Origin of the sequence: Parageobacillus sp. VR-IP, from assembly GCF_013357975.1 — a bacterium.
Classification (GTDB): Bacteria; Bacillota; Bacilli; order Bacillales; family Anoxybacillaceae; genus Saccharococcus; species Saccharococcus caldoxylosilyticus.
This window is the reverse complement of sequence record NZ_JABVYQ010000002.1, coordinates 20019-42827: the sequence shown is the minus strand read 5'-3', so window position 1 is coordinate 42827 and position 22809 is coordinate 20019. Positions and strand designations below refer to the sequence as shown.

27 protein-coding genes are annotated in these 22809 nt (G+C 44.5%); 18 read left to right on the top strand and 9 right to left on the bottom strand.

What is annotated here, in order from left to right:
• Nucleotides 1-58 precede the first annotated feature (58 nt).
• The 5 genes from yutH (at nucleotide 59) to thrB (ending at nucleotide 5581) form a co-directional block, all read left to right on the top strand.
• Nucleotides 59-1075, top strand: coding sequence for a spore coat putative kinase YutH (gene yutH, locus HT574_RS05695; RefSeq protein ID WP_175243844.1), 1017 nt, complete (start codon nucleotides 59-61; stop codon nucleotides 1073-1075).
• A 77-nt stretch (nucleotides 1076-1152) separates the two neighbouring features.
• Nucleotides 1153-2139, top strand: a complete 987-nt coding sequence (locus HT574_RS05690; RefSeq protein WP_175243843.1) for a 2-hydroxyacid dehydrogenase — start codon at nucleotides 1153-1155, stop codon at nucleotides 2137-2139.
• Nucleotides 2140-2310: 171 nt separating this feature from the next.
• Nucleotides 2311-3609 carry a homoserine dehydrogenase gene (locus HT574_RS05685; protein ID WP_017434800.1) on the top strand — a complete coding sequence of 433 codons (1299 nt, stop codon included), beginning with the start codon at nucleotides 2311-2313 and terminating at the stop codon, nucleotides 3607-3609.
• Entirely contained in the window at nucleotides 3609-4670 is a 1062-nt protein-coding gene (gene thrC, locus HT574_RS05680; RefSeq protein WP_175243842.1) for a threonine synthase, read from the top strand. The genes HT574_RS05685 and thrC overlap by 1 nt, the downstream gene beginning before the upstream one ends.
• On the top strand, nucleotides 4667-5581 hold the full coding sequence (thrB, locus tag HT574_RS05675; protein WP_175243841.1) for a homoserine kinase: 915 nt from the start codon (nucleotides 4667-4669) through the stop codon (nucleotides 5579-5581). Before thrC ends, thrB begins: the two co-directional genes overlap by 4 nt.
• Before the next feature lie 38 nt (nucleotides 5582-5619).
• On the opposite strand, the gene HT574_RS05670 is transcribed toward thrB, so the two are convergent.
• On the bottom strand, nucleotides 5620-5856 hold the full coding sequence (locus HT574_RS05670) for a NifU family protein (protein WP_017434803.1): 237 nt from the start codon (nucleotides 5854-5856) through the stop codon (nucleotides 5620-5622).
• Between the two features lie 95 nt (nucleotides 5857-5951).
• Here HT574_RS05670 and HT574_RS05665 point away from each other — a divergent pair, with 95 nt between their 5' ends.
• Complete coding sequence (locus HT574_RS05665; protein WP_017434804.1) at nucleotides 5952-6275, top strand: YuzD family protein; 324 nt, start codon at nucleotides 5952-5954, stop codon at nucleotides 6273-6275.
• Between the two features lie 38 nt (nucleotides 6276-6313).
• Here the strand turns inward: HT574_RS05665 and HT574_RS05660 are convergent, their stop codons facing one another.
• Nucleotides 6314-7384, bottom strand: a complete 1071-nt coding sequence (locus tag HT574_RS05660) for an NAD(P)/FAD-dependent oxidoreductase (protein ID WP_175243840.1) — start codon at nucleotides 7382-7384, stop codon at nucleotides 6314-6316.
• A 202-nt stretch (nucleotides 7385-7586) separates the two neighbouring features.
• On the opposite strand from HT574_RS05660, the gene HT574_RS05655 reads away from it, so the two are divergent.
• From HT574_RS05655 to erpA, 3 genes are all read left to right on the top strand, one after another.
• Complete coding sequence (locus HT574_RS05655) at nucleotides 7587-7826, top strand: YuzB family protein (RefSeq protein ID WP_017434806.1); 240 nt, start codon at nucleotides 7587-7589, stop codon at nucleotides 7824-7826.
• 144 nt (nucleotides 7827-7970) lie between these two features.
• Nucleotides 7971-8825: a diaminopimelate epimerase gene (gene dapF / locus HT574_RS05650; protein ID WP_175243839.1), complete on the top strand. Its 855-nt coding sequence runs from the start codon at nucleotides 7971-7973 to the stop codon at nucleotides 8823-8825.
• Nucleotides 8826-8884: 59 nt separating this feature from the next.
• Nucleotides 8885-9247, top strand: coding sequence for an iron-sulfur cluster insertion protein ErpA (erpA, locus tag HT574_RS05645; protein ID WP_017434808.1), 363 nt, complete (start codon nucleotides 8885-8887; stop codon nucleotides 9245-9247).
• 100 nt (nucleotides 9248-9347) lie between these two features.
• Here erpA and HT574_RS05640 read toward each other — a convergent pair whose 3' ends face one another.
• The 3 genes from HT574_RS05640 to HT574_RS05630 all read right to left on the bottom strand — a co-directional run bounded on the left by HT574_RS05640 (nucleotide 9348) and on the right by HT574_RS05630 (nucleotide 11798).
• On the bottom strand, nucleotides 9348-10097 hold the full coding sequence (locus tag HT574_RS05640; RefSeq protein ID WP_175243838.1) for a CAP domain-containing protein: 750 nt from the start codon (nucleotides 10095-10097) through the stop codon (nucleotides 9348-9350).
• 257 nt (nucleotides 10098-10354) lie between these two features.
• On the bottom strand, nucleotides 10355-10678 hold the full coding sequence (locus HT574_RS05635; RefSeq protein WP_254698602.1) for a hypothetical protein: 324 nt from the start codon (nucleotides 10676-10678) through the stop codon (nucleotides 10355-10357).
• A 127-nt stretch (nucleotides 10679-10805) separates the two neighbouring features.
• Entirely contained in the window at nucleotides 10806-11798 is a 993-nt protein-coding gene (locus tag HT574_RS05630) for an NAD(P)/FAD-dependent oxidoreductase (RefSeq protein WP_175243837.1), read from the bottom strand.
• A 283-nt stretch (nucleotides 11799-12081) separates the two neighbouring features.
• Here HT574_RS05630 and HT574_RS05625 point away from each other — a divergent pair, with 283 nt between their 5' ends.
• The 5 genes from HT574_RS05625 to HT574_RS05605 all read left to right on the top strand — a co-directional run bounded on the left by HT574_RS05625 (nucleotide 12082) and on the right by HT574_RS05605 (nucleotide 15604).
• Nucleotides 12082-13305: an NAD(P)/FAD-dependent oxidoreductase gene (locus tag HT574_RS05625; RefSeq protein WP_026078433.1), complete on the top strand. Its 1224-nt coding sequence runs from the start codon at nucleotides 12082-12084 to the stop codon at nucleotides 13303-13305.
• Between the two features lie 147 nt (nucleotides 13306-13452).
• A complete protein-coding gene (locus tag HT574_RS05620; protein WP_042408978.1) occupies nucleotides 13453-13950 on the top strand; it encodes an NUDIX domain-containing protein in 498 nt (165 codons plus the stop codon).
• 135 nt (nucleotides 13951-14085) lie between these two features.
• Nucleotides 14086-14226 carry a YuiA family protein gene (locus HT574_RS05615; RefSeq protein ID WP_175243836.1) on the top strand — a complete coding sequence of 47 codons (141 nt, stop codon included), beginning with the start codon at nucleotides 14086-14088 and terminating at the stop codon, nucleotides 14224-14226.
• 55 nt (nucleotides 14227-14281) lie between these two features.
• On the top strand, nucleotides 14282-14605 hold the full coding sequence (locus tag HT574_RS05610) for a YuiB family protein (RefSeq protein ID WP_017434814.1): 324 nt from the start codon (nucleotides 14282-14284) through the stop codon (nucleotides 14603-14605).
• 288 nt (nucleotides 14606-14893) lie between these two features.
• Nucleotides 14894-15604: a 3D domain-containing protein gene (locus HT574_RS05605; protein WP_175243835.1), complete on the top strand. Its 711-nt coding sequence runs from the start codon at nucleotides 14894-14896 to the stop codon at nucleotides 15602-15604.
• Between the two features lie 20 nt (nucleotides 15605-15624).
• On the opposite strand, the gene HT574_RS05600 is transcribed toward HT574_RS05605, so the two are convergent.
• The gene (locus HT574_RS05600; RefSeq protein ID WP_175243834.1) at nucleotides 15625-16437 is read right to left on the bottom strand and encodes a cobalamin-binding protein; all 813 of its coding nucleotides are present in this window, start codon (nucleotides 16435-16437) and stop codon (nucleotides 15625-15627) included.
• Nucleotides 16438-16616: 179 nt separating this feature from the next.
• Here HT574_RS05600 and HT574_RS05595 point away from each other — a divergent pair, with 179 nt between their 5' ends.
• From HT574_RS05595 to HT574_RS05585, 3 genes are all read left to right on the top strand, one after another.
• On the top strand, nucleotides 16617-18110 hold the full coding sequence (locus HT574_RS05595; RefSeq protein WP_175243833.1) for a leucyl aminopeptidase: 1494 nt from the start codon (nucleotides 16617-16619) through the stop codon (nucleotides 18108-18110).
• 229 nt (nucleotides 18111-18339) lie between these two features.
• Nucleotides 18340-18960, top strand: coding sequence for a DUF47 domain-containing protein (locus HT574_RS05590; RefSeq protein ID WP_175243832.1), 621 nt, complete (start codon nucleotides 18340-18342; stop codon nucleotides 18958-18960).
• A gap of 17 nt (nucleotides 18961-18977) precedes the next feature.
• The gene (locus tag HT574_RS05585; RefSeq protein ID WP_175243831.1) at nucleotides 18978-19976 is read left to right on the top strand and encodes an inorganic phosphate transporter; all 999 of its coding nucleotides are present in this window, start codon (nucleotides 18978-18980) and stop codon (nucleotides 19974-19976) included.
• 74 nt (nucleotides 19977-20050) lie between these two features.
• Here HT574_RS05585 and HT574_RS05580 read toward each other — a convergent pair whose 3' ends face one another.
• Nucleotides 20051-20659 (bottom strand): biotin transporter BioY, encoded by a 609-nt coding sequence (locus tag HT574_RS05580; RefSeq protein ID WP_175243830.1) that lies wholly within the window; start codon nucleotides 20657-20659, stop codon nucleotides 20051-20053.
• 137 nt (nucleotides 20660-20796) lie between these two features.
• On the opposite strand from HT574_RS05580, the gene HT574_RS05575 reads away from it, so the two are divergent.
• On the top strand, nucleotides 20797-20955 hold the full coding sequence (locus tag HT574_RS05575) for a hypothetical protein (protein ID WP_017434821.1): 159 nt from the start codon (nucleotides 20797-20799) through the stop codon (nucleotides 20953-20955).
• A 67-nt stretch (nucleotides 20956-21022) separates the two neighbouring features.
• Here HT574_RS05575 and HT574_RS05570 read toward each other — a convergent pair whose 3' ends face one another.
• Together HT574_RS05570 and HT574_RS05565 are read right to left on the bottom strand one after the other, a co-directional pair.
• Nucleotides 21023-21343, bottom strand: a complete 321-nt coding sequence (locus HT574_RS05570; protein WP_026078436.1) for a YuzC family spore coat inner layer protein — start codon at nucleotides 21341-21343, stop codon at nucleotides 21023-21025.
• A gap of 135 nt (nucleotides 21344-21478) precedes the next feature.
• Complete coding sequence (locus HT574_RS05565) at nucleotides 21479-22807, bottom strand: ArsB/NhaD family transporter (protein WP_175243829.1); 1329 nt, start codon at nucleotides 22805-22807, stop codon at nucleotides 21479-21481.
• Between the last annotated feature and the right edge of the window lie 2 nt (nucleotides 22808-22809).

Below are 22809 nucleotides of genomic sequence, written 5' to 3'. Positions count from 1 at the left end.
AAATGCAGATTTTTTGGCAAAACTCCTCATATATTACTGTTAAAAGGAGGGAACAGCAATGGAATCATGGATTCGCCAGGAATATGATATCGAAGCAGAGCGGATGAAAAAAAACGGCCGGTATTACACGTTTCTCTATAAACATCAGTATTATACCGTTATCCCTGTCTACGGGCGCAGCGAAGCGGAGCTTGAGGAACTGCAAAAAATGAGCAATTATTTAATATCCAAAGGAGATATGACGGTCGCATCATTTGTGCAAACGAAATCAGGTAAGCTCGTTGCTTATAGGAATGAACAACCCATTGTTATTGTTCGTACACCGCTTCTGCCGTATGCAAGAAATATTTCCGTTGGGAGGGAGTTAGCAAAATTTCATCAACGTGGCCGCACATGTCCGCTTCCGCTCGTTCATTGCCGGCGGATCGGCCAATGGAAAGAACTTTGGGGAAAACGAGTCGATCAAATGGAGGAATTTTGGAAAAATAAAATAGCCATGGGGATGGAAACGATGTTTGATCGACTCTTTATTGAATCGTTTCCATATTATCTTGCGCTTGCTGAAAACGCGATTCAATATGTTGCCGATACGGAGTTGGATGAGGAGCCGTTCGGCATTGATTACGCCACTTTTTGCCATGAGCGGATTCCGAATTCTGGATGGGTAGAGGGGAAAGAGCAGAAGTTGCCTACCGATTGGGTATATGATCATTGCGCGCGAGATTTAGCGGAATGGGTTCGTTATTTATACGTCAAAAAGGGGCATCACTCCGTCGGCGAGATAAGGCGATTTTTCCGCGATTATGAGCGCCAAACCCCTTTATCTCTGTTTGCCTGGCGTCTTGTATACGCTCGTCTTCTGTTTCCGCTTCATTATTTTGAATGTGTCGAAGGATATTATATGTCAGACGATGAACGGGAAAAACAGCAATATGTGCATATGCTGCAGAGCATCATCGCCCGTTCGCGCGAGCACGAGCAATTTCTTGCTTCATTTATGGACATTGTCGGTTTATCAAGCCGCCACCTTTCTCTTCCGAAAGTAGAATGGCTGTCTTATTCGTTATCACGTTAAGAAATGAAATCATCATTTTTTTTGCCAGCAAGTTATGTTAAGATAAGGAAAAAACATAGAGAAGGGAAGGTGGCGGTATGAAGCGGCCGTATGTGTTTATTACGAGAAAGTTGCCGGAGGAGATTATCGCGCCGGTGAAAGAAATTGCGGAAGTAGCGGCGTGGCCGCATGATGACGTGCCCGTTCCGCGCGATATCCTAATGAACGAAGCGAAGAAAGCCGATGCGTTGTTGACGATGGTGGCAGATATGGTGGATGAGGCCATATTGGATGCCGGAAAGCGGCTAAAAGTCGTGGCGAACATGGGTGTCGGCTTTGACAATATCGATGTGCAGGCGGCAACGAAACGAGGCATCGCCGTTTGCAATACTCCTGATGTATTGACCGATACAACCGCTGACTTGACGTTTGCATTATTGCTGGCTACTGCCCGCCGCATGGTGGAAGCGGCGCAGTTTATCAAAGAGGGAAAGTGGAAAAGTTGGAGTCCGTTTCTGTTGGCTGGGGTCGATGTTCACCATAAAACGATTGGTATTGTCGGTATGGGCAATATTGGCAAAGCGGTTGCCAAACGAGCCATCGGTTTTGATATGAACGTGTTGTATCACAATCGTTCTCGCAACATCGAAGCGGAAAAGCGGCTTGGAGCTACATATTGTTCTTTTGAGGAGCTGTTGGAAAGAGCGGATTTTGTTGTTTGTTTGACACCGCTGACAAATGAAACACGTCATATGTTTAACAAAGAGGCATTCCGCAAAATGAAGCGGTCCGCAATCTTTGTCAATGCGGCAAGAGGAGCGGTCGTCGATGAACAGGCGTTATATGAGGCGCTTGTCAGTGGAGAAATCGCGGGAGCAGGATTAGATGTGTTTGAGCAGGAGCCGATTGATGCATCACATCCATTGCTGGCACTTCCAAATGTGATAGCACTTCCGCATATTGGGAGTGCAACGAAAGAAACGCGGACAAAGATGATGGAGCTATGCTGCCGCAATATTATTGCTATATTAACTGGAAGACAGCCTGAAACGCTTGTCAATAAAGAATGGAGTATGCGGTCCTAGGCAGCAGGACTGCTTGTTTTTTACAAAAAAATTATCTGAATTTCCTTGATATTAATCATTTTCTATATTAAATAGTAAAATTAACGATTGTCAAAAAAAGCAATATCTTTTATAATGTCTACTATAAAAATACAAATGTCTACTACTGATAAACAGAAAGGGCGGGGGAATATGGAAAAGCCAATCTTGGTCGGATTATTAGGATTAGGTACCGTTGGAAGCGGGGTTGTAAAAATTATTGAGAACCATCAAGAACGGCTGATGCATCAAGTAGGATGTCCGGTGCAAATCAAAAAAATCCTTGTTCGGGATATATATAAAAAGCGGGATGTTCAGGTCGATCCAGCGATGTTGACGACAAACGCAACAGACGTCATTGATGATCCGGAGATTGACGTCATTATCGAAGTGATGGGCGGAATTGAAGAAACGCGGCAATATTTGCTGCGGGCGCTGCGTCAAGGAAAGCATGTCGTGACGGCAAATAAAGATTTAATGGCTCTATATGGCTCAGAGTTATTAACCGTAGCGGCGGAACACCATTGCGATTTGTTCTATGAAGCAAGTGTTGCCGGGGGCATTCCGATTTTGCGCAGTCTTGTTGACGGGCTTGCCTCCGATCACATCACGAAGCTGATGGGAATTGTCAACGGAACAACGAACTATATTTTGACGAAAATGTGCAAATACGGGGCTTCTTATGAAGACGTGTTGGCAGAAGCGCAAGCACTCGGGTACGCAGAAGCGGATCCAACCGCGGATGTCGAAGGATTAGACGCAGCGCGGAAAATGGCGATTTTGGCGCGGCTTGGCTTTTCGATGAACATTGATCTAGAAGACGTGCAAGTAAAGGGAATTACATCGATTACGGAAGAAGACCTTAATTACGCAAAGCGCCTCGGCTACACGATGAAACTAATCGGCATTGCCCATCGGAATGGAAACAAAGTAGAAGTAAGCGTCCAGCCGACCTTGCTTCCGGACTCTCATCCGCTTGCTTCGGTCAATGATGAATACAATGCTGTTTATGTATATGGCGAAGCGGTCGGTGAAACGATGTTTTACGGACCGGGAGCGGGAAGCTTGCCGACAGCGACGGCGGTTGTGTCTGACTTAGTGGCTGTCATGAAAAACATGCGCTTAGGGGTAAATGGACATTATGCCGTTGCTCCGCAATATGAAAAACAATTAAAATCCCCAGCGGAAATTTTCTCGAAATATTTTTTACGTATTCACGTCAAAGACCAAGTTGGCGCATTTGCCAAAATTACGACCCTATTTTCCGAACGTGGCGTCAGTTTCGAGAAAATTTTGCAGTTGCCGTTAAAGGACAACAACCTTGCGGAAATTGTTATTGTGACGCACCGCGCCTCGCAGCAAGATTATGAGGAAATTTTACAGCAATTGCGCGACTTGGAAATCGTTCAGGAAGTGAAAAGTTCGTATCGCGTTGAAGGAGAGGGAAAATAATGGCATGGAAAGGACTGTTACAAGCGTACCGTGAATTTTTGCCAATCAACGAAAATACACCGCTGCTTTCTTTAAATGAGGGGAACACGCCGCTTATCCCGCTCCCGCGTTTATCGGAAGAGCTGGGGATTGAACTGTACGTCAAAGTTGAAGGAGCCAACCCGACGGGCTCGTTCAAGGATCGAGGAATGGTAATGGCGGTGGCAAAGGCGAAAGAATCCGGCAGCCATACGATTATTTGCGCTTCGACAGGCAATACGTCCGCCTCCGCCGCCGCCTATGCGGCAAGAGCAGGATTACGCTGTATTGTCGTCATCCCAAATGGCAAAATTGCGATGGGGAAACTGGCACAGGCGGTCATGTATGGCGCCGAGATTTTCGCTATTGACGGCAACTTTGATGAAGCGCTGAAAATGGTGCGACGTCTTAGCGATATTGCTCCGATCACCCTTGTCAATTCGGTTAACCCATACCGCATTGAAGGGCAGAAAACGGCGGCGTTTGAAATTTGCGACCAGCTCGGCAAGGCGCCGGATGTGCTGGCGATTCCTGTCGGCAACGCCGGCAATATCACGGCGTATTGGAAAGGATTTAAAGAGTATCATGCGCTAAAGCAAACCGGGCTTCCGCAAATGCGCGGATTTGAGGCCGAAGGAGCGGCAGCGATTGTCCGCAATCAAGTCATTGAAAATCCGGAAACGGTGGCAACAGCGATCCGCATCGGCAATCCGGCCAGCTGGGAAAAAGCAGTTCAGGCGGCGGCAGAGTCGCAAGGAAAAATTGATGAAGTTTCCGATGCAGAAATTTTAACAGCGTATAAGCTGCTGGCAAGAAAAGAAGGAATTTTTGCGGAGCCTGCCTCCTGCGCAGCGGTTGCGGGAGTAATCAAACAGCGGAAGCGCAATGAAATTGAAAAAGGCAGCACCGTTGTTGCGGTACTAACCGGAAACGGTTTAAAAGATCCGGCCATTGCGATGGAAACAGCGGAAATCGAGCCTGTTGTACTCCCAAATGACGAAACGATCGTGTTCGAGCATCTCCAAGGAGTTGTCCATTCATGAAAGAAGATGAGATGTTAAAAATTATCGTGCCCGCGAGCACAGCAAATTTAGGCCCCGGCTTTGATTCCGTCGGGCTTGCTGTATCTTGTTATTTGACTTTAGAAGTCAGGCCCGCAGGGGAATGGAAGTTTATCCCCTGCTCTCCGGAAGTAAGGGGAATTCCAACAGGAACAGAAAATTTAATTTATCAAGTGGCAGAGCAAGTGGCGGCCACGTATGGATATACGCTGCCAAACTGTTCGGTTGATGTATACAGCAATATTCCGTTGACGCGTGGTTTGGGCAGTAGCGCGGCAGCGGTTGTCGCCGGAATTGAACTGGCTGATGCGCTTGTTGGCTTGGAGCTGACGCGCGAGCAAAAAATGCGGCTGGCCAGTTGCTATGAGGGGCATCCCGATAATGTCGGTGCTTCTTTATACGGGGGGCTTGTCATCGGCTGTCACCGCGAGCAAGGGACGGATATCGTCCATATTCCCAATATCCAGTTGGACTTGGTCGCTATCATTCCAGACTATGAATTAGAAACAAAAAAAGCACGCAGCGTGCTGCCACAGCTGCTTGCACGGGAAGAAGCCGTAGAGGCAAGCGCGGTCAGCAACGTGTTGGTTGCAGCGCTATTAACGAAAAACTGGGAGCTTGCCGGCAAAATGATGGCCGCCGATTTATTTCATCAGCCATATCGGAAAGAACTTGTTCCACAGCTGCCATTGGCGCAGGAGTTGGCTTTGGAATACGGGGCGTTCGGCGTGGCGCTAAGCGGAGCAGGGCCTACCGTTTTAGCCTTTATCGAACCTGGGAAGGGAAAGTATGTGAAAGAAAAGCTGCGCCCTCATTTTTTGAATTGTTCCGTCGAATTATTAACGGTAGAACAAAAAGGAAGCCGGGTATACAAACCAGCTCTAGAAAAATAACAGCGGTCTCCTCAAGGAAACCGCTGTTATTTGTTGAATTAAAATACTTGCTCTACTTCGACGATGCCTGGTACTTCTTCTAAAAGAGCGCGCTCGATTCCGGCTTTTAATGTGATCGTGGAGCTTGGGCAGCTTCCGCATGCGCCAAGGAGACGCAATTTGACAACACCGTCTTCGACGTCAATTAATTCGCAGTCCCCGCCATCACGAAGTAAAAACGGACGGAGTTTATCTAAAACTTCTTGCACTTGTTCTTTAATTTCCTGATCCGTCATTTTTATCGACTCCTTTCTGTAATTTTATTATAATCATGCTAAAGAAAAAAATCTAATGATAAATTTTGTTTTTATCATATGAAAGGTGGAAATATATGACGTTTAGGCAGGTAGAAATATGCGTATATGGTGCGGATATCGTTTGTCCATCTTGCGTGCAGCTGCCTTCTTCGAAAGAAACATATGAGTGGCTGGAAGCGGCGATTAAACGGAAATATCCGGATCAGCCGTTTTCAATGACATATGTGGATATTTTCAACCCGCCGGAAGAGGATGAAGAGAAAAGAGAATTTGCACAAAAAGTAATTGAAGAAGATTTGTTTTACCCCGTTGTTGTTATTGAAGGCGTTATTGTCGGGGAAGGAAATCCAAAGCTAAAGGCCATTTATGCGGAAATGGAAAAATACGGCTATCGCTAGGAAAAAGGGATCTTTGCTGAAAAGATCCCTTTTTTCCATTAATAGCCGTTATGGTATTTGTACATCCACAATACTCCCGATTTTAGCAGCCGAGGCACCCTGCCGGTAATCGGGCGGTCGGCAACCAGTCCGAATCCGTGTTTTTTGCCAAGCGAACCGAGAACTCCTTTCAGTTTAATCGGCGGGAATTCGCTTGGTGGCTCTTCCCCGTTCCAGCGCTTTTGCAATACTTGAACGATTTGTTCCGCCTGAGCTTCGGCAAGCTGTGCGCTCGGAGAATGCGGCAAGCTCGCGCAATCGCCAACAACGTATACGTTTTCATATTCAGGAATATGATGCTGTTTCGTTAAAATAATGCGCCCTTGTTTGTCTTTTTCCACCGGAAGTTCGCGGACCACGCGATTTGGCTGAATCCCGGCTGTCCAAACGATAACATCACAATGAATAGGTTGATCGTGGTTGTACAGCGTATGCTCTTCCACTTTTGTCACGTTCGAACAGCGGACGATTTCAATATCATGTTCGGCAAACCAGCTTTCCACATAGTCGCTGAGCCGTTTCGGAAACATTGGCAAAATGCGTTCGCCACGGTCAAACAGCTTAATGTGTAAATCTGGTCGGCTTTCCGCTAGTTCGCTCGCTAATTCAACGCCGCTTAATCCGGCCCCGACAATGCCAACGACAGCGCCAGGCGGCAGATTATTTAACGCTTCATAGGCTGCGCGCGCCTTCTCGATCGATTGAATGCTGTGAGTGAACATGTCCGCCCCCGGGACGCCATGGTACTTATCTTCACAACCTAATCCAATGACCAAATCATCATAGGAAATATTGCTTCCGTCTTTCAATTGCACACTCTGTTTGTCGAGATCAATGTGCACGACTTCGCCGAAAAGGTAGGTAAGACGCGGATGCTCCGGAAACGGGACACGAATATGATGGTCGCTGATCGTGCCTGCTGCGAGTGCATAATATTCCGTTTTTAAACAATGATATGGAACACGGTCGACGAGAGTAACATGAACATCTTCCGGTAAAGAATTTGGGAGGAGACGGTGCAAAATCCGCATGTTTCCATATCCTCCGCCAAGCAATACAAGATGTCTCATCGTAAAAATCCCCTTTGATGATTTTCTCAAACGCAAAATGCCATAAAAAAGTATAGCGGAATTGTGGCAAAATAACAACAATTTTATGATAACCGTTGACAAAAGAAAAAATATATCGTGTCTCCTAAACAAATGAAGTGTTTCAATTGACGTTTGCGGAAAAAATCGCTACGATGAAAGGCAGTAGGAAGGTGAGAAAAGCATGATAAAGCCAATTATTGAATTTTGCATTAGCAATTTGGCAAGCGGATCACAAAAAGCGTTAGAAATATTAGAAAAAGATCCTAATTTGGATATTATCGAGTACAGCTGTCTCAGTTACTGCACCCGGTGTGCAGAAACGCTGTTCGCTTTAGTAAATGGGGAGTTTGTCAGCGGAGAAACTCCTGAACAATTAGTGGAAAACATTTATCGCTACTTAGAGGAAAACCCGATGTTTTAACGATAAATGCTGGTAAGAAAAAGAGGATGTCTCACGCGACATCCTCTTTTAAGGTGTATATGAAAAAACGGGGGATATTCTCATTGTGTCCCATTTATTTTTTCTTTATACTTATAGATAAAAAAATTTTTTGAGGAGGACGCAATGAATCAATTTTCATTTACGAAAATGCATGGACTGGGTAATAGTTATATATATGTCAATATGTTTGAAGAGACGATTCCGGAATCGTTATTGTCATCGCTGGCGGTGAAAGTATCAAACGTAAATACAGGAATCGGGGCGGACGGCATGATTCTTATTTGTCCATCGGATATCGCTCCCGTAAAGATGCGTATTTTCAACAGCGACGGCTCGGAAGGAAAAAATTGCGGCAACGGCTTGCGCTGTGTTGCCAAATATGTCTATGAACATGGAATCGTTCAGGAACCATCCTTTTTTATTGAAACGTTATCCGGACTCGTGAAGGCAGACGTAACGGTAGAAAATGGAGCGGTGACAAGCGTGACCGTGGATATGGGAAAACCGCGTTTAAAGCGAAGTCAAATCCCGATGGTCGGTCCGGAGGAGGAACAAGTAGTGGCCGAACCGTTTGAAGTCGATGGGCAACGGTATGAAATTACAGCCGTTTCGATGGGAAATCCTCATGTTATTTTTTACGTGGATGATATCACAACAGCACCGGTAACGACGCTCGGTCCGATGGTTGAAAAAGATAAGCGCTTTCCGGAAGGAGTAAATGTCGAATTTGTGGAAGTGATTAACGACCATGAGCTCCATTTCCGTGTGTGGGAGCGCGGCTCTGGCGTGACACAGGCGTGCGGTACGGGCGCATGCGCTGCGGTCGTTGCCTCCGTTTTAAACGGAAAGACAGCACGGGATAAAGAAACGATCGTCCATTTGGCGGGAGGAGATTTAATCATTACGTGGACGGAGGAAGGAAATATACGGATGACAGGACCAGCCGAAACGATTTGTACGGGTGTGTATTATTATTAAATATTTGAGCGGCCGTGCCAAAAAGCGATATACTATTAATTAAGCAAGGAGGGATACGAATGACAGATATTATTACATTGACGGAAGCAGCGGCGTTTCAAATTAAAGATATGATGAAAGAGCAGGAGGAAGAAGGTGCATACCTTCGCGTTGGCGTCAAAGGCGGAGGCTGCAGCGGGCTATCGTACGGAATGGGATTTGACCACGAGCGTCACGAGGATGATTATGAATTTGAGCAACATGGCATTAAAATTCTCGTTGATAAAGAAAGCGCTCCGATTTTGCAAGGAACTGTCATTGACTATAAACAATCGTTGCTCGGCGGCGGTTTTACGATTAATAATCCAAATGCCATCGCTACTTGCGGTTGCGGTTCATCGTTTAGAACAGCGACCAATGCGGGCACGCCGGAACAGTGCTAAACGGTTCAACGGCGATATATCAAGGGTTTGAAAAAATTGTATATGGGTTCAAAAAAAGGGGAGCCGAAATATTTGGGCTCCCTTTTTAATTATCCATTCATTATTTGCCGATAAACATTTGTGTCCAGATATTTCCAGATTGCTCAAAACCTACTCCAATGTGAGTAAACTGTCTATTCAAAATGTTTGCTCTGTGACCAGGGCTATTCATCCAAGCTGTAACAACCTCTTGTGGAGTACGTTGACCTTTAGCAATGTTTTCACCAGCTGTGTTGTAAGTAACACCAAAATCCCTCATCATGTCGAAAGGAGAACCATAGGTCGGACTTGTATGTGAGAAATAATGGTTTTGTTGCATATCCTGTGATTTCTTCTGAGCTACAGCACTTAGCTGAGCATCCACTTTTAAAGCAGGAAGGCCTGCTCGAGCTCTTTCTTTGTTCGTTAATTCAATTACTTGTTGAGCATATTGACTGATTCCTGCAGGAACCTGAGCTTGTTGTTGCTGAGTTGGTCTCTGTTGTTCAGGTTGAGTTTGTTGCTGTTGTGTTGGCGTTTGATTTGGTGATGGTGCATATTGTCTCCTTTGCTGATTCCATTGTTGCTGAAGCCTTGCATGCAACTCAGCTGCTTGTTTAGGGTCCACCTCAACAAATTTGTACTTTGCTTCTTGGATCAATATCGATCTTGTATGAGGATATTGGTTACTTGGTATTGATGTGTACGAAGCTGAAATATTCATGTTTTGATGATCGTGATTGTCATTACGGTCTGTATCCATTGCGTTACACGCTGCAAGCCCCATTACTAGGGCAGAAGTTGCGAAAAAGCCAGTCAATTTCTTTATCAATCGTAACGCCTCCTAAAGGTATTATTTTTGCACCTTTAGTTTTTATATCTTTGACAGAAAGTAAAGATGAGAATAACTGTGATAAATGGAAGGTGGGGGAATAAAAGCGAGTTATGCGAATCTCAACATTCACGATTTTGATGTTAACCGACGAATAAATTTGAGGTGCCATATGAGCATTCCATAAAGAAACGGATATAATATGGCAGAATACCATAAATTCCATGTATTGTGATGCAAAAAGTTTGCCTTCAGTACTATCCATTCGTAAAAGGTAGAGAAGATGGGCCAAAAAGCAAATAGGAAATTTTTGCTTTTTTTGAGCCGTGATAAGGATACCAGTTTATGATAAGCATAGTAGCAGCGGGATATATTCCAAAAAGCACTAATAAAGTTTTTCTTTCAATGAAATAAGGTTCAAAAAAGTAATACCAATTATATTTATCAGTAAATCGATTGGCAATTTCTGAAACCAATAAACCAAATAAAATGGAAGCATAATATTCATATGGAGGCAATTTCCTCTTCATGAGAAAAGCAGCAAGATTAAAGATGAAAATGGAAATAATAAGAGTAATCACCTATTATTCACCTCAAGTTTATTATTGCGTTGGCGGGATATATTGATGCTTGCAAAAATAAAAGAGGGTGTCCCAAAAACGATCACTTTTGGGACGCCCTCTTTCATTCGCGAGCATGCTGGGCAAACTAGAACAACGAAGTGGAATGGGCCGGCTGCATTCTTGCCGTTGGGTCGATATATGTTTTAGCGCTGCTGATCGCAATCGGTGCTTCGCCGAAGCCGCAAGCGATCAGTTTGATTTTACCCTCATATGTGCAAATGTCGCCAGCTGCGTAAACACCTGGAATATTCGTTTCCATTTTCGAATTGACTTTAATCGAGTTTTTCTCAATTTCGAGTCCCCAATTTTTAATCGGTCCAAGAGAAGAGATAAAACCATAGTTGACAATGACTGCATCTATCTCGACTGTTTCCTTTGTGCCGTCTTTTACATGCTCCAATACGACTTGACGAATGCCATTTTCATCACCGATTAATTCTACAGGGACGAATGGAGTTTTGACATTCACTTTTGACTTCATTAATAATTCCACACTATGTTCATGGGCGCGGAATTTATCGCGGCGATGGACAATGGTAACACTTTCCGCGATCGGCTCAAGCATAAGCGACCAATCAACCGCCGAATCCCCGCCGCCGCAGACGAGCACGCGTTTTCCTTGAAATTGATTTAAGTCGCTAATAAAGTAATGCAAATTTTTTCCCTCATATTTTGCAGCGTTTTCTAGCTCGAGGCGCCGAGGCTGAAACGCACCGTTTCCTGCTGTAATAATTACCGTTTTGGAGTAATGTATTTCTTTATTTGTCGCTAATTTAAAAGTCCCGTCTTCCAATTTTTCTAACGTTTCTACCGATTGTTCGAGGCAGACGGTCGGTGAGAACATTTCCATCTGCTCTTTTAACTGATTCACTAGTTCCTGAGCGCGAATTTTTGGAAATCCAGCTACATCATATATGTATTTTTCAGGATAAAGAGCAGCCAACTGCCCGCCTAATTGCGGCAAACTTTCGACAATTTTGACACTCATTTGCCGCAATCCGCCGTAAAAAGCCGCAAACAATCCGATCGGTCCGCCACCTATAATAGTGACATCATATACTTTTTGGTCCTCTTTCATAATTGGTGATTCCTCCCCACAAATAAAATGACATTAACCATTTCTATCATACCATAAAAGACTTTGGTTATTACGGTGATTTTAAAAACATAAAAAAAACGCTTGAAAAGATTGAAAAAAAGGTCTAATATGTTTTTTGGATATGTTGTTAATTTTTTTTGACAATTATTTGACATTTTTTTGTCGGATAACGTGAATAATTTCACAAACTTTATTCGATAAAAATGTACATGACGGTAAAAGCTATAAAAAACAAACGGTAAAAAATTAAAAAAGGGTGGAAGTGATTCAGTTGAAAAAACCAAATGTAGTTATTTTAGGTGCTGGTTATGGTGGATTAATGACAACGGTGCGTTTGCAAAAGCTTGTCGGGGTAAATGAAGCGAACATTACATTAGTAAACAAAAACGACTATCATTACGAAACGACATGGCTTCACGAAGCTTCAGCCGGGACGCTGCATCATGATCGTGTTCGCTACCCAATTAGCGACGTCATCAATCGCAGCAAAGTCAATTTCATTCAAGACACGGTTGTCAAAATACTTCCGGATGAAAAGAAAGTGTTGATGAAAAACGGAGAACTTACTTATGACTATTTAGTGGTTGCGCTCGGTTTTGAATCTGAAACATTTGGTATTAAAGGGTTAAAAGAATACGCTTTTTCCATTTCCAATGTCGATTCAGCAAGACAAATCCGTGAACATATTGAGTACCAGTTTGCAACATATAATGCGGAAGAAGAAAAGAAAGACGAACGCCTTACGATTGTCGTCGGGGGTGCTGGATTTACCGGCATTGAATTTTTGGGTGAGTTGGTCAACCGTATGCCGCAGCTATGCCGAGAATATGATATCGACCCGCATAAAGTCCGCATTATTTGCGTCGAGGCGGCACCGACGGCGCTCCCTGGCTTTGATCCGGAACTGGTGGAATATGCAGTCAGCCAATTGGAACGCAAAGGGGTTGAATTTAAAATCGGCACGGCAATTAAAGAATGTACGCCAGACGGCATTATTGTCGCCAAAGGGGATGACGTCGAGGAAATTAAAGCCGGCACGGTTGTATGGGCAGCCGGTGTGCGCGGAAGCCGCGTTATCGATGAATCCGGTTTTGAAGCGATGCGAGGTCGCGTGAAGGTAGATCCGTTTTTACGCGTTCCTGGACACGAAGAAATCTTTATTATCGGTGACTGTTCTCTCGTCATTAATGAAGAAACAAATCGCCCATATCCGCCGACCGCGCAAATTGCCATTCAACAAGGCGAGCTATGTGCGAAAAACTTGGCTGCGCTGATTCGCGGACAAGGAGAGCTGGAGCCGTTTAAGCCGGATATTAAAGGAACTGTCTGCTCCCTCGGCCATGACGATGCAATCGGGGTTGTATTCGGCAAGAAAATGTGGGGAACAAAAGCAAGCTTCATGAAAAAAATGGTCGACAACCGTGCTCTTTATTTAATTGGTGGTTCTTCCCTTGTTATGAAAAAAGGAAAATTTAAATTCTTCTGATTCCATGGGCAAACATCACTGTTTGCCCTTTTTTGCATGGATAGAAAATTTGTAGTACATAAATGAATGAACTTTGGCAAAAAGGATTATGCCATCACGTCTGTAGAAATATAATATAAGCAACAAATAGAAAAGGGATGAGAAAAGATGGGAGAGAAGCGTGGCAACGTGTGGATTGCAGCCGCGGGATTGGTGGTCAATGAAGCGGGTGAATGGCTGGTAGTAAAGAAAAAATATGGAGGACTGAAAGGAAAATGGTCGCTGCCGGCAGGGTTCGTGCAGCAAGGGGAAATGCTTGATGAGGCGGCCGTTCGCGAAATCAAGGAAGAAACAGGGATTGATGCGGAAGTCATCGGTTTTCTCGGGATGCGTACCGGCGTCATCCGCGATGAAGTGAGTGACAATATGGCGATCTTTTTACTTCGTCCCTGTTCGCATAGTATTACGGTGCAAACAGATGAATTGTTCGACGCTGCCTTTTTAAGCAAGCAAAGCTTGCAGAAAGACCCGCATACATCTGGCCTGTTGCGTTATTTATTAAAGCTGGAGCCGTTTTCTTCTTTTCCGCCTCATGACGGTCTAAACCCGGGGGAACCGTTTGGATATACAAAATACCGGCTGTATTTTAAAAATTCAAAATATTAAGTAACGTGGAGAAAAAAGAAGCATGCGGGTGATGTATTCGCTTACATTGCGATAAATGAGGAAAATCTCCTTTTTTCTTTTGCAGAAAATTTTGATATATTATCGGAAAATGATAAGGAAAATGGGGGATGAACAATGAAACATACAGAACAAACAGCATGTCCATATTGTGAAGGGCAAGGATATGTTCAACTGCTATTAGGAGGCTCGGAAACCTGTTACGGGTGTTTAGGAACAGGAGCCGTGCAAAAAGAGCAGGCTGTTTCTAAAAATTGACTCCCTTAAGCGGATTCAGTACACTTAAAAAGGGTGTACTGGAGGTGAGATAGGGATGCAAATGAGTCTGCCGGTTGTCCTGATTTCCATGCTTTTATTTTTTGTATTGTTTTTCGGCATTGGCTTTTTGCTGAATATGTTATTGCGCATGACTTGGATTATGGCGATTTTATGCCCGATTGTATTTATATTTATTATTGACGATGTTCCATGGACGAGTTATTTTTCAAATCCAGCGGCTTCATTCTCCGCGCTAAAACATAAAATATTGTCGCTCGCTCTGGCTGATATTTTAATTTTAAGCAGCGGCTTTATCGGTGCGCTTTGCGCGGGATTTGCCATTCGCACGTTACGAGCGAAGGGATATCAAATGTTTTAACAAAAAACAATAAGAAGCTTTGTTTTAAGCGGGAAATGAATGGCGGCAAGCATATGTTTCATAATAACAGTAGAACGAACGCCTTCGGAACAAGGACAGCGTAAAGGGCTTCTTTATAGGCTGAAAACATGTAATTCGCTGCAAAGTCCCCATTTCAAAAGAAGTTAAGCGGAAGGGAGTTTACGGCTTTCATCTCAGGGTGAAAGTCTGTTTTTTTTCCTCACTTTTCTCACAATGAATATTTCTATTTTTTCTGGAGATAAATAGAAATGTGAGAGGAGTGAGGAAATGGTTCTTTTAAAAAATATAATAAGAAGAATAATAATGACATTATTGTTCGTCATAGCGTTGCTAACCACATTTCAATCGATTTCAGGAGTGGAAGCAAAAACGGTTTTAAGTAAATTTTCTGGCGATTCGTCATTATATCCGACAGGCCGCCACTTTTTCGACAGATGGGATCACGGACAGTATGTTGCGATAGATCAACAGTGGAAGCATTACGAGAAACGAAGAAATCCGAAAATTTCGTCTGAACAGATCGTGAATCATTCGCTTCGTCTAGAAGAAGCGGTTGATTGGTCGAAATATCCGTCCGTGGAGGTAGTTGCGACGGGATATACAGCGGGTGTGGAATCAACGGGGAAAACTCCGGACCATCCGGAATATGGGATTACCTATTCCGGCGTGCGGGTAAAGCGGGATTTATATTCGACGATTGCCGCCGATTTGGATATTTTTCCAATCGGTACAATTTTGTTCATTCCTGGGTATGGGTATGGAGTCGTCGCGGACAAAGGCGGAGCGATTAAAGGGAATCGCATTGACTTATATTATGATACGGTAGAAGATGTATACAAATATTGGGGCAAAAAGAAAATAAAAGTGTATATTGTCAAAAAAGGTAATGGAAAGCTTTCGGAAGAAGAGTTAAAACGGCTGAATGAGGATGAAACGATGCAAGTGTTTCGGCAGCAATATTTGCAATCGAAAAGCTAAGGGCGGACAAGCACCGCCCTTTATTTTGCCAACAATGGATCTTGCCCGTCGTCCACAGGAAAAACGGATGGATGCAGCAAAGCTGACAGTTTTTTAAGACCGACTAAAAGACGCGGAGAAGGGCGGCAATATAGCGATTCCTCCAGTATGTAAATGCGTTCGGCGCAGACGGCATCGACATTTTCTGCCCCTACTCTCTTTTTTACCGCCTCTTTATTCATTTTCTTTGTCTGCACGCCAACCCAAACGAGACAAATATGCGAAGGATTGCGCTTTACTACTTCGTTCCAGTCCGTTTGCACGTTGGCCTGCGGCATGTCGGCAAAAATATTGCTTCCTCCCGCCAACCGGCTTATTTCGCTGAGCCAGTTGGCGTTGCCGGGAGTAAAAATCGGCTTCGGCCACCATTCCCAATACAGTCTTGCCGGCTGTATGACACTGTCTGCAAGTTGACGGTATTGCTCTATGAAAGAACGGTAGCGGTGAACGACTTCGATTGCTTTGGCTTGTTGTCCAAGCGCTTCGCCGAGCCGAAGCAAATCATTAGCTATATCTTCCAACGAATTTGGTGCAAAAACAAGATGGGGAATGTTTCGTTTTTGTAGTTCCTCGACGTTTCTTTCCATCCCGGGAACGCTTAAAGAAGCGAGCACTAAATCCGGCTTCAGCTCCGCCACTTTTTCCATATTGATATGCAAGTCGGGGCCGACTTTCGGCAAATGAGCAATCGAGGACGGCCAGTCTGAGCAGTTGTCGATTGCGATCAAATGATCAAGCATATTCAAGTAAGCGAGCAATTCCGTGTTGCTCGGGCAAATCGAAATTATCCTCATCTTCATTCTCCCTTCCATTTCTGTGATCAACACCCCTATGGGACTTTCCTTCTTTTTTCATTCCACATGTTCTTTAAGGTTTCCTTGTTATAGGAAAAAGTATTTTTTAGTATATCGAAATAATGGCAACATTTCGATATAATGAGGGAGAAGATGCATACAAACAAGGAGAGATGACGATGTTTACAGTGAAATCGCAACTGTCTCTAGATACGGCGCATGAAGCGCTGGTGATTGGCGTTTTTGAAAAAAACCAGCCGCTAGACGGCATTGCTGCCGAATATGACCGCCGCCTTGGCGGCCAGCTGTCTGTGTTGTTTAAAGAAGGAGACATTTCCGCAAAGAAAAAACAAATTTCCCATGTACATACGTTGAATCAAGCAGGAGCAAAGCGGCTGTATTTTGTTGGGTTGGGCAAAAAGGATGCATTGACGTTTGAGGGGCTGCGCGAAGCGTTTGGCAAGCTGTGGAAAACGTTGAAACAAGCAAAGCGGACGGAAGCGGCTGTCGCTTTGGATACGTTTGTAACGGACAATATCGATGCAAACGAAGCAGCTCATGCACTCTCCGAAGCGTGTTATCTTGCCACTTACGAATTTCCTGGATATAAGCAAAAAAAGAACGAACCGGAAAAACAGATAGAAACAATAACGATTTACACGGAAGCGGACGCAGCTGAAATCGAAGCAAGTCTCTTTGTCGGTTCGGTATATGGCAAAGCGACCAATTCGGCGCGCACGCTTGTTAATACGCCAGGCAATTTGATGACGGCGGCGGATTTAGCGGGATACGCGGTAGAATTGGCGAAAAAGTATGAGTTTGAATATGAAATTCTCGAAAAAGAAGAAATGGAACGGCTCGGAATGGGGGCGCTCCTCGCCGTCAATCAAGGATCGAAAAAACCGCCAAAAATGATTGTCTTAAAGTACCAAGGGAGAGAACAATGGGACAATGTTATCGGACTTGTCGGAAAAGGAGTGACGTTTGATACGGGCGGCTACTCCCTTAAATCGCGCGAAAGCATGGTTGATATGAAAACCGATATGGCTGGCGCCGCCGCGGTGCTTGGCGCGATGGAAATTATCGGAGAGCTGCGCCCGGAACAAAATGTTATTGCCGTCATCCCAGCTACTGACAATATGATCAGTGGGGAAGCGTTTAAACCGGATGACGTCATTACATCGATGAGTGGAAAAACGATCGAAGTGAAAAATACGGATGCGGAAGGCCGTCTCATTTTAGCCGATGCAATTACTTATGCGAAGCATCACGGCGCCAACTATTTAATCGATGTAGCGACGCTGACCGGTGGCGTGATCGTCGCGCTCGGCGTGCATACGACGGGGGCGATGACAAACAATGAAGCGTTATTTGAGCAGCTGCTTGAAGCGTCGGCGGAAACAGGGGAATTTATTTGGCGCCTGCCGATTACCGAAAAAGATAAAGAACGCGTGCGCAGCAGCAAAATTGCTGATCTCAACAACTCGCCGGGACGGGAAGGACACGCGATTATGGGCGGCGCGTTCCTCGGTGAATTTGCCGAAGATACACCATGGGTGCATCTCGATATTGCCGGAACGTCGGTGGCAGCGAAAGATTATGATCTCGGGCCATCGGGTGCGACCGGGGTCATGGTGCGCACGCTAGCGACGTTCGTAGAACGGTTTGAATAAGAATACTGGAAACCGAAGCCTCTTTTGTATGGCTTCGGTTTGTTTTTGGAATGCTATATGTACGTAATGTAAAGCTAATGTAAATTTAATGTAAATTTTTTTTATCTTTTCTTGTCGATTCGACATTTATTGATAAAATAAAACAGGTGGCACATCAATTCCATCAGTTCATAAAATAAAACAAGTGGCATCCATTTCTATCAGTTCAAAATCAATGGGGGTTTTCACAATGATCTTTTCGCCAAAAAAAAATGTCTTCTTTGATTTATTATTTACGATTTCGGAAAATGTGAAAGAGGCGGCACAATACTTTGTAGAATATAAAATTAATAACGTCAGCGATTTAAAAGAATTCGCCCGCGTGATGAAAGAGTATGAGCGCAAGGGAGATTCTTATATTCATGAACTCGTTGTTGAATTAAATAAAACATTTATTACGCCAATTGAACGCGAGGATATTCATCAACTGGCGATGAAAATGGACGATGTATTAGACGGATTGGAGCAATGTTCAGCCCGTTTTGAGATGTTTTCGTTTACTGAAATTGATGACCATATGGTGAAGTTTTTCAATAACATTTATCAAAGCACGATTGAAATCGCCCAAGCCCTGAAGTTGCTATCGCATAAAAAACTTCTTGAGATGCGGAAACATGCCATAAAAATTAAGGATTATGAAACGAAGTGCGATGAAATTTTGCGGGCTTCGATTAAAAATTTATTTGTGGAGCAAAAAGATCCGGTGAAAATCATTCAATATAAAGAACTATATGAAATGCTTGAAGAAATTGCCGATAGCTGTGAGGATGTAGCGAATACAATTGAAACGATCATCATGCGCAACGCATAAAAGGAGACATCGTCTTTATGGATACGGTATTGGTACTTACGGCTCTGATTGTTTTTTTCGCATTGGCGTTTGATTTTATCAACGGATTTCATGACACTGCCAATGCCATTGCCACATCGGTATCCACACGGGCGCTTTCGCCGCGAAAAGCGATTATTTTGGCGGCGTCGATGAACTTTATCGGTGCGCTGACCTTTACCGGGGTGGCGAAAACGATCACCAAAGACATTGTCGATCCATTCGCTTTGGAAAATGGTTCTATCGTCATTTTAGCAGCGTTAATCGCTGCGATCGTGTGGAATTTAATCACTTGGTATTATGGTATTCCAAGCAGTTCTTCGCATGCATTAATCGGTTCGGTGGCGGGAGCTGCGGTTTCGGCCGCCGGGTTCGATGTGTTGCATTATAAAGGGTTTCTTAAAATTTTGGAATCGTTGATTATCTCGCCATTTTTAGCGCTGGCGGTAGGCTTTGTCATTATGAGCCTGTTCCGTTTCATCTTTAAAAACGCCAATTTAACCCGTACGACGAAAGGATTTCGTATGTTTCAAGTCGTAACGGCAGCGCTGCAGTCCTTTACACATGGAACGAACGATGCACAAAAGACGATGGGAATTATTACGCTGGCGCTGATCGCCGCCAATTACCATACATCAGACAATGTGCCGGTATGGGTGCGGATCGCCGCCGCGCTTGCAATGGGAATCGGGACATCGGTCGGTGGTTGGAAAATTATTAAAACGGTCGGCGGCAAGATTATGAAAATCCGTCCGGTCAATGGCGCCGCTGCCGATTTATCGTCTGCGCTCGTCATTTTCTCGGCTACCCTTCTTCATTTGCCGGTTAGTACGACCCATGTCATTTCGTCGGCGATCATGGGAGTCGGTGCGGCGCAGCGCGTGAGGGGCGTAAAATGGGGAGTCGCACAGCGCATTGTGTTGACATGGATCATTACGTTGCCTGTTTCGGCGTTGATTTCGGGATTTGTATTTCAAATTTTAAAACTATTTTTCTAATAAAGAAGCGCGCATTCCTTTTTGGATATGCGCGCTTTATTTATAGAGAAAGAAGAGCATTCATGAACAGGAAATTAGGCAACGTGCCGATAATAGGAAGCCGATTTACGGATGGCGCGATACATACGTGGCGCCATTACTCCAGCTACGATCGATAAAATAATGTCTTTCGGAAGCGGCACCATCATCCAACTCCATGCCATGCCATAGGAAAATCCTTGTGGCGCTGCCGCCCACCATTTATAAGCGGCATACATCCAGTTTGTACCGATGACATAGTTAATGGCCATGCCGACGAGTGATGCGGCGACAAAGCGGACAGTAGACGGATTGTCCTTGCTGCGCTCAATGATCCAGCCTGTAGCATATGCAGCAAAAATGAAAGAGACGATAAAGCCGAATGTTGGGCCGACAATGCTGCCAAATCCGCCGCCAAACTTGGCAAACACCGGGGCACCAAATAAACCGACTAACATATAAACCATCATCGCCGCGGCGCCAAGCCGTCGTCCTAAAACAGCTCCAGCGAGCACACAGAAAAATGTTTGCAAGGTAATTGGAACGCCGCCGATGACCAAAAATGGCGCCCATGATGTGATATTGGCACCGATCGCCATCAAGGCCACGAACATGCCGATCAATGTAATATCAATGGCACGCCATTTCGGCTGTTGTGCCTCCATATGTAAACCTCCTTATTTTGTGTGTTAACAAAATCGTATCGAACAATAAGAGGGATGTCAACTATATTTTTCGGACATGTGCATAATAAAAAGAAAGCGGTATGCTGATTTTTATTCGCTAAGAAAGGAGAAATGGCATGAAATTTGCTGAGCAAGAACGGGAGATCAAACAGGCGAGCAAAAAAGGGGCAAACGAAGATATCATTCATGTAAGCAAAAATGATGATGGATACGATTTGCGCGATGCCGCAGAAATCGGGAAAAAACAGCCGTTTGACGAAAATGGAAATGCGTAATGTTATGGATTGGGTGAGGAAGGGCTCACCTCTGTGGAAGGTGCAGCCCGATCACGTTCGCAAGCGATTAGGTGGGTGGAAACGTATTCCAGCGTAAGCCAATAACAAGCTGACAACATAAAAACGCACCTGGCGGAGGAGATAAAGTCAAGCGGATGCCGTCGGGATTAAAATAAAGATCGACTTTCGATTTAATTCCAAGCGATTGAATCATCCGGCTGACTTCCTTTGTTTTTCCCTCCTGTGCCGCTGCCATGACGCTGGTTGCGAACGATTTTGATTCCGCTAGTTTTTTTAAAATCGTGCTGGCGTCGTTCATCAATGTTTGTGCGGTCGCCGCCGATTGGGAAAAAAGAGCAGGATTCACCGGCGGATATTGCCTGACCATATATGGGGGAGGGAATGCAGGATACAATATCACAGGTTATTCCTCCTTGTTAATTATTTCTATACTACTATATGTACAAAATGAGAAAAGGAGCGAATTTCTGTTGAACTTCACTCCTTTAACATTCTGCTCTTATTACATTAAATAACGAACGAACAAATAGGCGTGGGAAAGCAGCAGAGCAATCAGCGTCAACGGCGCGCCAATTTTTAAAAAGTCCATATAGCTGAACCCATGCCCTTCGCGCGAAGCGATGCCGGCGACAATGACGTTCGCAGAGGCGCCGATTAATGTGCCGTTTCCGCCAAGGCAGGCGCCTAGTGACAATGCCCACCATAATACTTCAATTTGCGCGGCATCCGGCGATAATCCCATGCCAACAGCCATGTCTTTAATCAGTGGAATCATGGTGGCGACAAACGGAATGTTATCGATCGTGGCAGAGGCAATGCCCGATAGCCAAAGGATAAAATACGCCGCGACGGAAATATCGCCGCCGGTGATTTCGAGCACTTTTTCCGCTAAACTTTTTATAAGGCCGATGTCCACCAGTCCGCCCACTAAGATGAATAGACCAGCAAAAAAGAAAATGGTTACCCATTCCACCGAGGCAAATACATCTTCGATTTCATGTTCCGGCACCGCGACCAACATTAAAATGACAGCGCCTGTCATCGCAATGACGGCCGCATCAACATGGATGACCGAATGAAGGATAAAGCCCAAAATCGTCAGCGCTAATATGGATACGGATTTTTTTAGTAGTTTGGCGTCCTTAATATAGTCGGCGTCATTTACATTCATCAGCTTGCTGATAAGTTTTTCATCCGTTTTCAGCTGCTTGCGATAAATCCATGCCAAAAGGGCGATGGTCACTGCAGCAATGAGGAGCACGATTGGTGTTAAGTTGAGCAAAAATGCGTTAAAATCAAGATGTTTATTGGCCGACCCAATCATAATGTTTGGCGGGTCGCCGATTAATGTCGCCGTTCCTCCGATATTGGACAGCAGCACTTCCGAGATTAAATAAGGAACCGGATTTACTTGCAGCATGCGCGTAATCGAAAACGTAACAGGAACAACGAGTAGTACGGTTGTGACATTATCCAAAAAGGCGGATAAGATACCGGTTAATGACGAAAGCATCACTAAAATGCGGATAGGACGCCCTTTTGCTAACTTGGCCGCTTTAATCGCCATGTATTGGAAGAAACCAGATTTACTTGTAATGTCGACCAAAATCATCATACCGATAAGCAAGGTGATCGTCTCCCATTCGATATGATGGGTAAAAGCTTTATGCAGGTCGACGATGCCAAAAATAATCATTACCGCTGCGCCAAACAGTGCAATCACGGCGCGGTTGATTTTTTCGGAGATGATAATGGCGTATGTAATCAAGAAAATAGCGATGGCAAAATAATATTGAAAATTGGATATTTCCGTTGCTGCGGTATGAGACATGA